This window comes from Lysinibacillus sp. fkY74-1, assembly GCF_053165895.1.
This window is the reverse complement of record NZ_CP170173.1, coordinates 710,176-724,609: the sequence shown is the minus strand read 5'-3', so window position 1 is coordinate 724,609 and position 14,434 is coordinate 710,176. Positions and strand designations below refer to the sequence as shown.

Sequence of the window (14,434 nt, the reverse complement as noted above, 5' to 3'; positions counted from 1 at the left end):
CTCTTTATTTGTGAAAACGAAAAGACGTTGATAGAATGAAGGTAGTCACAAGAAATTCACATTTTACTGATGACGGAGTATATAAATGGTACTTTACGATATAAAGAATTAAAGGAGCATATAACCTATGAGTCGAAAATACACTGTTCCTTATGAGGAGCTGGGGGCTGAAAAACTGGCAGAGCTTATTCATGCGTTCTATAAAAGAGTTGCTCAGCATCCTGATCTTATTCCAATCTTTCCAAAGGATTTGACAGAGACAGCCCGTAAGCAAATTCAATTTCAAACACAGTATTTAGGTGGACCTAATCTCTTTACTGAAGAACATGGACATCCAATGATGCGTGCACGTCATATGAATTTTCCAATTACACCAGACCGCGCACAGGCTTGGCTGGAATGTATGTCAGAAGCTATGGATGAAGTAGGTTTGGAAGGAAAGTTCCGTGAAACTTATTATCAACGTTTAGTATTAACAGCTCATCACATGGTTAATACGCCTAATGACGATGAGGGGGAATTGTTACGTGAATAATATTCAAATGCTACAAGAACCAACGCCAACGATTTCTACTGCCAATAAGCCTATTGAATTGTATATTTTCGTGGATCCACTTTGTCCTGAAGCTTTTAGCATGCAAGCTGTGCTCCGTAAATTACAGCTTGAATACAACCATTACTTCACTTGGCGTTTTGTTTTAAGCACTGAGCTTACTTCTTTAAACTGCTTAAGTAAGCGTGTAAAGGGCTGTATCTCAGGCATAGAGCTAGATATTAATCATCCTGTATTACCTTCTATCGCTATTAAAGCGGCCGAATTACAGGGAAAACGCGCCGGAGCACGATATTTATCGAAATTACAAGAATATGTATTACTAAGCCATCAAGATGTAAACTCCTATGCTACTCTTTTAAAAATCGCAGAGGATATTCAATTAGATATGACTGAATTCACCGTTGACTTCGGTTCAAAGGAAGCAGCACGCGCTTTCCAATGTGATTTATACATTAAACGTGAAATGGAAGTTGACGAAGTCCCTAGTATTGTATTTTTCAATGAATGTATTGAAGATGAGGGACTAAAAGTTAGTGGTAGCTATGCCTATGAAGTTTATGAACATATTTTACAAGAAATGCTCAATGAACAGCTGGTACGTCAGCCTTTACCATCAATAGAGGACTTATTTTCAAAATTCCATACACTTTCTACAAATGAAATAGCATTTATCTATTCATTAACAGAACAAGCAGCTGAACGTGAACTAAAGAAACGTATGCTGCAACAAAAGATTGAACGAATCCAGACAACTCACGCTACTTTATGGCGTCTTAAATAATAAACGTTAAGGACTTAACTAATCATTAGTTGAGTCCTTATTTTATACTATAAAAAAACAAAGAAACGCCTCTATCCTCGACCGATAGAGACGCTTCTTTTTCACAAAGGGGATGGGAGAAATGTTCACGTTCAAACAAAGGGGTGTATGTTTGTTTTGTGATTTATTTCACAAGAATTACTCTATCACGGAATAATATATTTAGCAATGAATCCAATACTAGATTCACAAATTTGTCAAATAGAAAGCGATTTCAAACAGTATTTTTCCTAGATGCACTCTTTTAAAGTATTTAGAAATCAAAAAAAATCATTATTCTTTCCTTTCAAATAAAGCTACCTATAAAAAAAATGAGGCTATAGGAATATTCCTATAGCCTCATTAATTAGTTATTCAACAATAATTTTTCTAATTCATTTAAACGATCTTCAAATACTTTACAAGCATCCTCTATTGGCTTCGCAACGTTCATATCAACACCTGCTGCCTTTAATACTTCAATTGGGAAATCCGAGCAACCTGCTTTTAAGAAGTTATTAATATAACGTTCTACAGCCGGTTTACCCTCCTCTAAAATCTGTTTACTCAATGCTGTAGCTGCTGATTTACCTGTCGCATATTGATAAACATAGTAATTATAGTAGAAGTGCGGAATGCGAGCCCACTCTAAACCAATTTCCTCATCCACAGCCATATCATCACCGAAGTACTTTTTATTAAGTTCATAATACACTTCAGTCAATCGATCAGCTGTCAAAGATTCACCGTTTTTATCCATTTGATGAATTAGATGTTCGAACTCAGCAAACATTGTTTGTCTGAAAACTGTACTTCTGAAACCGTCTAACCAATGATTTAATAAATAGATTTTTTGTTGAGGGTCATCAATGGTTTTGAGTAAATAGTCATTTAATAATTCTTCATTACATGTCGAAGCAACCTCAGCCACAAAAATAGAATAATCCCCGTAAACAAATGGCTGATTATTTCTTGAATAATAACTATGAACACTATGACCAAATTCATGTGCCAACGTAAATAGATTATTCACATTATCTTGCCAATTCATTAGGATATAAGGATTTGTTCCATAGGCACCGGACGAGTATGCACCACTTCGTTTCCCTTTATTCTCTAAAACATCTACCCAACGGTTATCTAGTCCGTTTTGTACGATATTTTGATATTCCTCTCCTAATGGTGCTAAAGCCTTCACTAAAATATCCTTAGCTTCGTCGTAAGTAACCTTCATTTCTACTTCTTTTACAAGTGGTGCAAATAAATCCCACATATGCAATTCATCCACACCTAAAAGCTTCTTACGTAACGAAATATAACGCTGCATTGCAGGTAAATGCTTATGGATGGTTTCTACTAATTGATCGTAAACATTTTCAGGAATGAAATTATTAGACATCGCTGCCTCACGTGCTGAGTCATAATGGCGAATACGAGCGCTCACATTATGTTTCTTCACATTCCCTGTTAGTGTTGAAGAAAACGTGTTTTTAAACTTGCCATATGTTTCGTACATGGCTTTAAACGCCCCTTCACGAACTGAGCGATCTTTGCTCTCTAAAAACTTAATATAGTTACCATGTGTAAGTTGTACTTCTTCCCCTTCTTCATTTTTTACAAAAGGGAACTCCAAATCCGCATTATTTAACATGCTAAATGTATTAGATGCAGTGCCAGTGACCTCAGACATTTGAGCCAGTAATGCTTCCTGTTCCGCTGGTAAGACATGTGGACGTGCCATTGTAATCTCTTTTAAAGATTGCTTATATAATTGTAGGTCTTGACTTTCAGCTAAATAGCTTTCAATTGTTTCCTCATTTAATGCCAAAATTTCTGGCGTTAAAAATGATAGCCCCGCAGAAATACTAGTTGCTAATGTTTGTATACGGCTATTCATATCTTGATAAAAACTATTTGTCGTATCCTGATCGTAACGCATATGAGCATATGTGTAGAGCTTCATTGCACGTTCATAAATATGGTCGTGATACTGTAAAGCCGCTAATAATGCCTGTGCCCCATTATTTAAAGTTCCTGCAAAACTAGATGCTTTTTTAGCAAGTTCTGCAACTTCCTTAAACTCCTCTTCCCAAAGTGCGTCAGATGCAAAAATGTCCTCTAATCGCCATGTTAATTCTTTCGGTACTTCATTTCTTACCAAAATTTGATTACTGTTACTAGCCATGTGCATGCCAGCCCCCTTTATATGTGCTTTTTTCCCTATACTCTCATATTTTCTCAGTATATTGCGGCAATTGCAAATAATTGTGCGTACACTTGCTCACAAATATCCTGTAGTTTCTGATCTTGTTTTATTCCTTTCAATATTCGGCTATATTGTTGAACAGCCTTTACTGCCTGTCCTGTATACTTTAAGTGATATTGAATTAGAAAATCTTGTATATGGTGTTTTTTTAGATCATAAGGCTCTAAACCTAACTGTTGACTAAAAAACCACAGCATAGTTTGCCATTCACTCGCAAATAACGAGATGGCTGTCCCTTCTTTTACGGGAATACCGATATAAGAGGGCATTGCCGAAATAGAAAAATTCATCTCATAACAACTTCGTAAAAATGAATCATGTACGCCCTGCTTACTTTGTAGGAGGCGCCTATTTGCAAATTGCTGGCAAGCACGTTTATATAGCTGCCAATACTGTTGAAATTCTTCTAAGGAAATACAAGTTGGTATATAAAATGGAAAGCGTTGTTGTTTTATTGAGATTTTTTGTACTTTACCTATAAAAGTATGCCCATGGACATGGAGGAGATTCGTCCAATAAACAAATTGTTCAGTTTTGGCATTAAAGGTCATTAAATAAGGAAGGCCTGTTGAAGTGGTCATAAATGACTTTTGTAGTAATGGGGAAATGCTTATTTTTCTAATACCAGTGATTGCTTCGTTCCTTTGAGGAGTTAGAAAGAGCCAAATTGGTTGTATGTTATTTGTTTCATAGCCTATTGTCCGTTTTTGCCATTTATCATGAGTAATGGGGCTACATTGAAATTCCAGTGCGAAGTTGTTATTGTCAAAAGCAACAAGTAAATCTGGACGCTGAGAAAGCTCTGTTAAATAGGGCTCAAGCTCCACTTTAAGCCTAAGCTTTTGTAGCCATTCAAACAATTGAATTTTACCTTGTAAATGAAGTTTTGATTCACCTTCTGCAAAGAACTTTGAACATTGATTTTGCGTATGATGTGCAAAATGTGGGATAGTATAGGAACCAATTTTTAAATGAACTGGTTCTAGACATTGAGGACAAAAAAATGTCATCTGGCGCCTATATTTCTGCAATGCTTCTCTCGTATATTGATATGGGTGAAAAAGCTGCTGAAGATGGTTATAGGCAATCAACATATAATCAGCTCCTTTTAGCCCAACTATAGTAAACATTATTAGCTATCACAAAATAAAAGCTGCTTTTTCTTGAAATTTATAAAATGCTACTATTGAACATTTCGTATAAAAAAACTGTAGTGAATCTCGATAAATTTACCGAGTCTCACTACAGTCTAAAAAATCAAGTAAACAAATGCTTAAGCAAAGTATTTTCGAACTGTCTCAAAGCAATTAAATTCCATAATTTTTTCGCCGTACTCCTCTAAACGATGAATCGTAAAATTAGATGGCGTTAAAAATTCTTTGATGACTGCATTTCGATCGTGACGGTTTAACTCTTCATCTGCATTACCAAAATCAACCACTAAATAGTACCAATTTTCATATTTAAATAATGAGGAATCCACTAATTCGTCTGTCATTCGCTTTGCAACAGGGATTAACTCATCAATATCTTTAAATTTATATACATAAATGTCTGTATCCATAAATAATTCTGATTCATCCATGTCACCAAATTGAGTTAGTTGGCTAAGAAGATCATCCCCAACTTCATCGAATGGTGCAAACATCTCTTTGTGTTCATCAAAATTCGAATGACCATCTAATGTTTCACCGTCTTTTAAGATATGTGCACGTGTGACAATGATTTCTAAGCCTACTTCAGATGCATTGATATGAATCCAAATCGGACCTTCTACATCAAAATAATCCTCCGTATTTACTTCATCAATCATATCCCAAAAAAGCTGTTCACCCTTTGCTCGATTGTACCAGATTTCTTCACGACTATAGCCGCGATCCTCTATATCATTGTACGTAATAAAGAGCTTAAGTGTATTTTCATTTACACGTTCGATGTCCACTAGACCTCATCTCCCTTCACTGTCATATGTCGAAAAACAGTTTTGTTTCATTAGTATGCTTTTATTCTTTTTTTTTAACCTTCATACTGCATTTGTTTTTCAACCTTTGACCACACCAGTAAAACCACACGAGGAACTGCAAACATTAAAATTTTTTATTCACAGTTGTCTCTAACACTATTGTATGCTGTTCTGTCATAAAATGAAAAGGATATACACCGTTTCACAGAAGATATTTGAATTATTGAAATTGTAGTAAACTATTTAACTTAAATCAAGTTTAACATACTTTAACGGAAATATATGACTTTCCACTATTAATTATTATACTTTATATAGAAGGTTTTACATAAGTAAAACATAAAAAAATAGATGTCACAATATGCATCTCACAGCTGTAACATCTACTACTTATTTTATTCAGAATAGATAAAATTAATTCACCATTCTTTGTGCTTCTTGCAACTGATATGCTCGAACTTTTCGAGGTAAAAAACGGCGAATTTCATCTTCGTTATAGCCAACTTGTAGACGTTTTTCATCTAGAATAATTGGTCGGCGCAATAAACCAGGATATTCCTGAATTAATTCATATAAACGTTGTAAAGGTAAACTTTCCACATCTACATTTAATTTTTGGAATATTTTCGAACGCGTAGAAATAATTTCATCTGTGCCGTCTTCCGTCATACGTAAGATTTTTTTAATTTCACTAATACTTAGTGGTTCAGAAAATATATTACGTTCTGTATAGGGAATTTCGTGCTCCTCAAGCCATGCTTTCGCTTTACGGCAAGAGGTACAACTTGGTGATGTAAATAGAGTTACGATCATTCCTTCTGACACATCCTTTCATTTTGTAATCATATCTATAAACCAGTGTGTTAAATTAGAATTAATGTAATGTAAAATACACAGTACCATTATACAGTACTCTGCTGTTTTTGAATATAGTTCCAATAAAAAAAAGAATGGGTGTCTCGCTAAATTTTCTGTCTTTTTATATACCTTTTAAATGTATATACTTTTTTCACAACATTCCGAACTACTACTACTATTCCCACTTTACATGCATTTTAAACATCTTTTTATGACTCTCAGCTGTTCTCATTTAACTAAAGTAAACGAGAAAATTGTCAATTTGACGTGTACACCACAAGTTAATTTTAATAAAAAAGTTTAATTTTATAACAAAATTACACAACAAAAAAAGCATATAATTTTTTCTCAAAAAAAAACACCGCCAAAAGTCTGACTTTACACAATGAAATCTTTATACTATAATTCAATGCAATAAAATCAATTTGAACTTAAATTGAGAAAAACGCTGACGAAGAGTAGTACATATGCTACGTACACGTTTAGAGAGTCTGTGGCTGGTGAAAACAGATCGTGGGGCATATGGAATGGACTTCCGAGTTAGCTTTGTGAACGTTTTAGGTATGTAAACTACTAGCAAAGCTCGTCCCTTCACGTTACGAAGCTGAGTGGCCGTTAAGGCAAGCTGGGTGGTACCGCGGATTCAAACATCATTCGTCCCTTCATTAGAAAAAGTCTAATGAGGACGCGTGATGTTTTTTATTTGAATTCGAGGAGGAAATTTTCATGACAACAATCTTTTCAGGTGTTCAGCCTACAGGAATTGTAACTTTAGGTAACTATTTAGGAGCCTTCAAGCAATTCCCTGCCCTTCAAGATGAAGGGGATGCTATTTATTGCATCGTCGATCAACATGCTATTACAGTCGCTCAAGATCCAAAAGAATTACGAGAAAGCATTCGTAAACTAGCTGCTACTTATATTGCGACTGGCATCGATCCTAAAAAATCTACATTATTTATTCAATCAGAGGTGCCTGCACATGCTCAGGCAGGATGGATGTTACAATGTGTTGCATCTATCGGAGAGCTTGAACGTATGACACAATTTAAAGATAAATCTCATGGTAAAGAAAGCGTCTCTGCTGCCCTTTTAACATATCCACCATTGATGGCTGCAGACATTCTACTTTACAACACAAATATTGTCCCAGTTGGTGATGATCAGAAACAACATATCGAGTTAACGCGTGATCTGGCAGAACGCTTTAATAAACGTTATGGCAACGTTTTAACAATTCCAGAGATTCAATTACCAAAAGCTGGTGCTCGTATAAAATCCCTACAAGAACCAACAAAGAAAATGAGCAAATCTGATCCAAATACAAAGGCGACAATTAGGTTGCTAGATACGGCTAAGGATATTGAGAAAAAAATAAAATCAGCTGTTACTGATTCTGACGGTATCGTAGCATTTGATGTTGAAAATAAACCAGGCGTTTCAAACTTATTAACAATTGAATCGGCTATTTCAGGTATATCTATTGCTGACTTAGTAAAAAAATATGAAGGCATTGGTTATGGCGGCTTCAAGCAAGGCGTAGCTACTGCAGTAATTGACCACCTAACGCCAATTCAAGAAAAGTTCTATCATTTAGTAGAATCCTCTGAATTAGACGTCATCCTTGATGAAGGTGCTGAAAAAGCAAATGCAATTGCCAGTGCCACATTAAAACGTATGGAAGAGGCAATGGGTCTCGGTCGTGCACGTCGCTAATCATTTATAGTCTATCTGACGTTCGATCAAAGCCTATATCAAGAACGACAGCGCATATGATGATACATGCTCCAACCGCCATATAAAATTCTGTTGTTTGAAAAATAAATTTAAATACAACTTTCCAAGAATAGCCTAGCGTACGGTAATTTAAATACAATATGAGATTCCCTACAGAGAGGATCATGAGACCATAGCTTACTAAAAATAAAAAGAGACGGAACAAAGTAACGGCATCCTTTCTATTTCTTCTTACTTATCATTTATTCACAAAACTATAAAAAAAGACGTCAGCCAATTAAATTTGGCTGACGTTTTTTGAGTTTAGTTGTACTATTTATGCTTCATATTTTTTAAATAGAAGACTTGCATTGTGACCACCAAAACCAAGAGAATTACTCATTGCATATTGAATATTTGCTTCTCTCGCTTCATTTGGAACATAATCTAAATCACAATCTGGATCTGGATCTGTTAAATTAATTGTTGGTGGTAATATACCTTCTTTAAGTGCAAGAGCAGTAAAAATAGCTTCTACGCCCCCTGCTGCCCCTAATAAGTGTCCTGTCATAGACTTTGTAGAACTCATAGCTAGGTTATAAGCATGGTCACCGAAAGCAGTTTTAACCGCTTGCGTTTCGAATAAGTCATTATATGGTGTACTCGTGCCGTGTGCATTAATATAATCAACTTGTGATGGCTCTACACCAGCATCTGTCAATGCTTGCATCATTGCACGTGCCGCACCTTCACCCTCTGGAGCTGGAGCAGTAATATGATGAGCATCTCCCGTTGCACCATAGCCTAGAATTTCGGCATAAATTTTAGCGCCACGAGCTTTTGCATGTTCGTATTCTTCTAAAATGACAATACCAGCGCCTTCTCCAATAATAAATCCATCACGGTTTTTATCAAATGGACGGCATGCTTCTTGCGGATTTTGATTTAAAGATAGTGCAGTATTGGCACAGAAACCTGCCACAGCCATCGTTACGATTGGTGATTCCGCACCACCTGAAATCATGACATCTGCATCTCCACGTTCAATGACTTTAAAAGCATCTCCAATTGAATTTGTTCCAGAAGCACATGCTGTTACAGAACAAGAGTTAATACCTTTTGCGCCAAAATGAATCGACACTTGACCTGAAGCCATATCTGGAATCATCATTGGAATGAAGAATGGGCTAACTCGTCTTGCCCCGCGCTCTTGGAATGTTAAAAACTGTTGCTCATAAGTTTCCATTCCACCAATGCCTGAACCAATCCAAACACCAGCACGTGGAGCTAGCTCCTCATCAATTGTTAGCTGTGCATCTTCCATAGCCATGATTGAAGCAGCTAATGCATAATGTGTAAAGCGGTCCATCTTTCGAGCTTCTTTACGATCAATATATTTTTCAATATCAAATTCTTTCACTTCTGCTGCAATTTTCGCTGCAAAAAGATCTTTATTTAAACGTGTTAGCTCACCAATGCCAGATTTACCAGCTTTAATGTTCGCCCATGTTTCTTCGATGCTATTTCCTAGTGGTGTAACTGCGCCAATTCCTGTAATTACTACTCGTCTTTTACTCATTGTCTTACTCCCCTCAAGCATTTTTCCTACTTATTTTCCCCATCTCATGGCAACGGCACCCCATGTTAAGCCGCCTCCAAAACCAACAAGGACTAATAAATCATCCTCTTTAATTTTACCTGCTTCAAGCTCATCTACCAAGGAAATACCAATCGAAGCTGCAGAAGTATTTCCGTATTTATGAATCGTTTTTGACATTTTTTCTGGTGGTAGCTCTAATCGCTCACGAGCTGATTCCATAATCCGTATATTTGCTTGGTGTGGCACTAAAAAATCTACGTCTTCTTTTGTTAATCCTGCTTTATCTATTACATTGACAGCTGATTCACCCATTTGACGCACAGCAAATTTAAACACTTCACGACCATTCATGGCAATTGTGTCTTGTTTTGTTAAATAAAGATTTTTACCGCCCGTGCCATCTGCACCAAGCTCGAATGATAAAATACCTCTGCCATTAGAAACTGGACCTACAACGGCTGCGCTCGCGCCATCACCGAATAATACAGCTGTATTTCGATCGTTCCAATCAATAACCTTTGACAGCTTTTCAACACCTACTACTAAGACATATTTATAAGTGTTTGCCTCTACAAAATGTTTAGCTGTCACTAAACTATATATAAATCCTGCACATGCTGCTGCTTGATCCATCGCCGCAGCATTTACTGCTCCGAGTTGTTCCTGAACCATACATGCTACACTTGGGAAAGTTTGATCTTGTGTGACAGTTGCTACAAGTATTAATCCAATTTCTTCAGGCGTAATACCCGCTTTTTTAATAGCTTCTTTAGCAGCGGCTACTGCTAAATCTGAAGTTTCCTGATCATCTGCCGCAAAATGACGTTCTTCAATGCCTGTTCGCGTACGAATCCACTCATCCGAAGTATCCATTATTTTTTCTAAATCAAAATTTGTCACGACTTTCTCAGGAACGTATTTGCCTATTCCTAAAATACCAGCGTTCATATAGCAACCCCTCAGCTTTCTTACTATCAATTATTAGTAACTGGTCATAATTATAACGCATAGTAAAGGACAGACGCAAGTTGATTTAAAATTAATGTGTTGAGAGCACGGCATTTCTTTATTATCGAAAGGGAGCTTTCAGCTTTAGAAGGTATTCTTATTACTTCTCTCATATGGTATGAAGTCTATAGCGGTTCTATTTTTTTTGTAAACAACCTTTAACAAAATAAATGCCCTCACAAAACCAAGATAATTATTAAATGCAAAACCTTGTATTTGTTGTGACAAATTCGCCATGTTTCACATAAAAGATTCATTTTTTTTCGATTTATGTTATGATATGATAATGAATATGAGTAAAAACTTATGATGAAAAAAGTTCGGTTGAGGTGAAATTAATGCAATATATCGTAACGTTCGTATGGTCATTCCTACTAGTTTCTATGTTAAACTATGTAGTCAGCTCTGTACTTGGTGCACCATTTGATTTTAAGACAGGGGCAATCGTTTCAGTTGTATTCTCCATCTTAATTTTTATTATTGGAGCAATTATTCCAAACGATCCTACACCAGAAGCTGCAGACCATCATTAATTCAGCTAGAAAAAACCTGTTCCGCATTATGCGAAACAGGTTTTTTCTGTTATTTTTCCACTATACAATGGCCATCATGCATTTTTACATGCAATGTTTCTCCAGGCAATACCTCACCCCGTAGTAGTTCCTTAGCCACAGCTGTTTCGATATGTCTTTGTACGAAGCGCTTTAGTGGTCTTGCACCAAATTGGGCATCTGCTCCTTGTTGGACAACCCAATCGATAACTTCTTGGTCAATAGCTAATGTAATTTCTTGTTCTGCCACTCGTTTCCTTAACTGCTCCACATACTTCCAAGCAATAGCTGTAAAATGTTTATTTGATAACGCATGGAACAAGATAATGTCATCCATACGGTTTAATAACTCTGGTTTAAAATGCTGTCTGAGAGCAGCCATAACCAAGTCTTCAACAGCTGGATCGTCATCTTTTGCCTCCATTAAATAACTAGAGCCGATATTCGATGTTAGAATCACTACTGTATTTGTAAAATTGACCATACGTCCTTGACTATCTGTAATTCGGCCGTCGTCTAAAATTTGCAATAAAATATTAGCCACATCGGGATGTGCTTTTTCAATTTCATCTAGTAAAACAACAGAATAAGGGTTACGACGCACAGCCTCTGTGAGTTGACCTCCTTCTTCATAACCAATATAACCCGGAGGAGCTCCAACTAATCGAGACACGCTATGCTTCTCCATATATTCGCTCATATCAATTCGAATGAAATGATCTTCTGAATCAAATAATTGAGCAGCTAGGGCCTTAGCAAGCTCTGTTTTACCAACACCTGTTGGACCTAAGAATAAAAAACTACCAATTGGACGATGCGGATCTTTAATGCCTGCACGAGCACGCCATACAGCCTCTGTTACTAATTGAACAGCTGTATCTTGACCAACTACACGTTCATGTAAGGTTTCCTTTAAACGCAATAGTTTTTCTCGCTCGCCCTCCACTAGTTTTGTCACAGGAATACCCGTCCAGCGAGAAACAATTGCGGCGATTTCGTCAGCTGTCACTTCTTCACGTAAAATACGAGACTCTGCGCCGCTTTCTAATTCTTTTTCGAGTTCCTGAATGTCTTTTTCAAGTGTTGGAATTTTACCATGACGTAATTCAGCAGCTTTATTTAAATCATATTTACTTTCCGCCTCCTCTAAATCACGACGGTATTTATCTAATGTCTCCCGTTTTTTCTGAATTTCATGTAGTTTTTCCTTTTCTGCTTCCCATTGCTGCCTCATCCCCTCAGAAGACTCTTTCAACTTTGTCAATTCTTCTCGTAATTGCTCAAGACGTTTTTTACTTGCTTCGTCCTTTTCCTTCCGTAACGCTTGTTCTTCAATCTCTAGTTGCATAATACGACGAGTCACTGCATCTAGTTCCTGTGGCATTGAATCAATTTCAGTACGAATCATTGCACATGCCTCATCAATTAAATCAATCGCTTTATCTGGTAAAAATCGCTCTGTAATATAACGATTGGAGAGCTCTGCTGCAGCCACAATCGCGCGGTCATGAATACGTACTGCATGATGTAATTCAAAGCGTTCTTTTAAGCCTCGTAAAATAGACACAGTATCCTCAATAGAAGGCTCACGTACAAGAACTTGTTGGAACCGGCGTTCTAAGGCAGGGTCTTTTTCAATATACAGACGATATTCATCTAATGTAGTCGCACCGATACAGTGTAATTCGCCTCGAGCAAGCATGGGCTTTAACATATTTCCTGCATCCATAGCACCATCCGTTTTGCCTGCGCCTACAATTGTATGAATTTCATCAATAAATAAAATGATTTGCCCTTCTGAATCTTTAACTTCTTTTAATACGCCTTTTAAACGCTCTTCGAATTGGCCACGGTAGCTTGCACCTGCTATTAAAGCACTCATATCCAGCTCGTATAGCACGCACTCTTTCAAGCCCTCTGGTACATCACCCTTCACAATACGTTGAGCCAAACCTTCTGCAATCGCTGTTTTACCAACTCCTGGCTCACCAATTAATACAGGATTATTTTTTGTTTTACGCGTTAATATACGAATGACATTTCGAATTTCCTCATCGCGCCCAATAACGGGGTCCATTTTGCCATTTTTAACTTCTTCTATTAAGTTACGTCCAAATTGCTCTAATGGCTTTTGATTATCAGTTTGTTGAAATTGCATAATTAGCACTCCTTTACTTTACTATTTCGCATAATCTTTATACCCATTCTGGTTCTTTTTAAAAGTTTGACCTTATTTGACTAACTTTATTTTACATCACTCGACAATTCTTATGCAAAGAAATAGCACTAAATTTTTACACTTATAAATAAACATTTACGTTATAATAATGGTATGTTTCTATGTTTAAGTATCGAAAAATCCACTGTCCTTTTGTAATAATCGCCATTTATTACAAAAAGAAAGCGATGTGTTGGAGATATGGTTTCAAAGGATAATATGTTAGAAAAAATTATGGACCTTTTTCAAAAGCATGGTGTTTTTATCAAAGTAAATAAAGGGAATAAAATTTTTCTAGAAGGTGAACGGTCAAAGGAAATTTACTATATTAAGTCGGGTGTTGTATCGATTAGTCAAGAAACCGAAACTGGGAAGGAATTGACGATTCGAATATGTGGTCCTGATAGTATCATTGGAGAGGGTTCATTATTTTGTAACCTTGTCTATAATTCCATGACTGCAAAAGTTTTAGAATCTGCTACGCTATATGTTTTAAGTCGGCAGTCATTAGAACATTTACTGGAAGAACAGCCTACGATTATGGTGGAATATATGAAGTGGCTACAAACAGAAAATTTAAAGCATCAGAGTCGTTTGCGTGATTTAGTGTTAAACGGAAAAAAGGGTGCCTTGTTTTCAACGCTCATTCGTCTATCTAATACGTATGGTAAGCTTTTAGAGGATGGTTCCATTTTTATTGAGTTTCAACTAACAAATACGGAAATTGCAAATTTGTGTGCTACTAGTCGTGAAATGATTAATCGCATGTTGAATGATTTAAAAAAACATGACATTTTGACTTTTGACAAAGGCTTTATTACTATTCATGATTTACAATTTTTAAAAAATGAGATTGCCTGCGAAAATTGTCCATTACAAGTATGCCGTATCGATTAATT

At 36.4% G+C, this 14,434-nt stretch carries 12 protein-coding genes and 1 other annotated feature; of the genes, 5 read left to right on the top strand and 7 right to left on the bottom strand.

Annotation, left to right across the window (positions count from 1 at the left end; all coding sequences use genetic code 11):
* The first annotated feature begins 127 nt into the window (after positions 1–127).
* Positions 128–535 carry a globin domain-containing protein gene (locus ACE1MS_RS03330; RefSeq protein ID WP_031418760.1) on the top strand — a complete coding sequence of 136 codons (408 nt, stop codon included), beginning with the start codon at positions 128–130 and terminating at the stop codon, positions 533–535.
* Positions 528–1,337 carry a DsbA family protein gene (locus ACE1MS_RS03325; protein ID WP_012292958.1) on the top strand — a complete coding sequence of 270 codons (810 nt, stop codon included), beginning with the start codon at positions 528–530 and terminating at the stop codon, positions 1,335–1,337. Before ACE1MS_RS03330 ends, ACE1MS_RS03325 begins: the two co-directional genes overlap by 8 nt.
* Before the next feature lie 385 nt (positions 1,338–1,722).
* Here ACE1MS_RS03325 and pepF read toward each other — a convergent pair whose 3' ends face one another.
* From pepF to spxA, 4 genes are all read right to left on the bottom strand, one after another.
* Positions 1,723–3,540: an oligoendopeptidase F gene (gene pepF / locus ACE1MS_RS03320; RefSeq protein WP_012292957.1), complete on the bottom strand. Its 1,818-nt coding sequence runs from the start codon at positions 3,538–3,540 to the stop codon at positions 1,723–1,725.
* A gap of 53 nt (positions 3,541–3,593) precedes the next feature.
* Positions 3,594–4,715, bottom strand: a complete 1,122-nt coding sequence (locus ACE1MS_RS03315) for a competence protein CoiA (protein ID WP_099805003.1) — start codon at positions 4,713–4,715, stop codon at positions 3,594–3,596.
* 179 nt (positions 4,716–4,894) lie between these two features.
* On the bottom strand, positions 4,895–5,563 hold the full coding sequence (mecA, locus tag ACE1MS_RS03310; protein ID WP_008181512.1) for an adaptor protein MecA: 669 nt from the start codon (positions 5,561–5,563) through the stop codon (positions 4,895–4,897).
* Positions 5,564–5,998: 435 nt separating this feature from the next.
* The gene (spxA, locus tag ACE1MS_RS03305) at positions 5,999–6,394 is read right to left on the bottom strand and encodes a transcriptional regulator SpxA (protein WP_025116803.1); all 396 of its coding nucleotides are present in this window, start codon (positions 6,392–6,394) and stop codon (positions 5,999–6,001) included.
* 487 nt (positions 6,395–6,881) lie between these two features.
* Positions 6,882–7,107 (top strand) — a binding site (T-box leader).
* Between the two features lie 61 nt (positions 7,108–7,168).
* On the opposite strand from spxA, the gene trpS reads away from it, so the two are divergent.
* Positions 7,169–8,158, top strand: coding sequence for a tryptophan--tRNA ligase (trpS, locus tag ACE1MS_RS03300; RefSeq protein WP_012292953.1), 990 nt, complete (start codon positions 7,169–7,171; stop codon positions 8,156–8,158).
* Positions 8,159–8,495: 337 nt separating this feature from the next.
* Here the strand turns inward: trpS and fabF are convergent, their stop codons facing one another.
* Positions 8,496–9,737, bottom strand: coding sequence for a beta-ketoacyl-ACP synthase II (gene fabF, locus ACE1MS_RS03295; protein ID WP_031418753.1), 1,242 nt, complete (start codon positions 9,735–9,737; stop codon positions 8,496–8,498).
* Between the two features lie 30 nt (positions 9,738–9,767).
* Positions 9,768–10,706 carry a beta-ketoacyl-ACP synthase III gene (locus ACE1MS_RS03290; RefSeq protein WP_012292951.1) on the bottom strand — a complete coding sequence of 313 codons (939 nt, stop codon included), beginning with the start codon at positions 10,704–10,706 and terminating at the stop codon, positions 9,768–9,770.
* A 398-nt stretch (positions 10,707–11,104) separates the two neighbouring features.
* Here ACE1MS_RS03290 and ACE1MS_RS03285 point away from each other — a divergent pair, with 398 nt between their 5' ends.
* Entirely contained in the window at positions 11,105–11,299 is a 195-nt protein-coding gene (locus ACE1MS_RS03285) for a YjzD family protein (protein WP_025116798.1), read from the top strand.
* 49 nt (positions 11,300–11,348) lie between these two features.
* Here ACE1MS_RS03285 and ACE1MS_RS03280 read toward each other — a convergent pair whose 3' ends face one another.
* Positions 11,349–13,475: an ATP-dependent Clp protease ATP-binding subunit gene (locus tag ACE1MS_RS03280; RefSeq protein ID WP_099805002.1), complete on the bottom strand. Its 2,127-nt coding sequence runs from the start codon at positions 13,473–13,475 to the stop codon at positions 11,349–11,351.
* Positions 13,476–13,736: 261 nt separating this feature from the next.
* Here ACE1MS_RS03280 and ACE1MS_RS03275 point away from each other — a divergent pair, with 261 nt between their 5' ends.
* Positions 13,737–14,432, top strand: coding sequence for a Crp/Fnr family transcriptional regulator (locus ACE1MS_RS03275; protein ID WP_012292949.1), 696 nt, complete (start codon positions 13,737–13,739; stop codon positions 14,430–14,432).
* Positions 14,433–14,434: the final 2 nt, after the last annotated feature.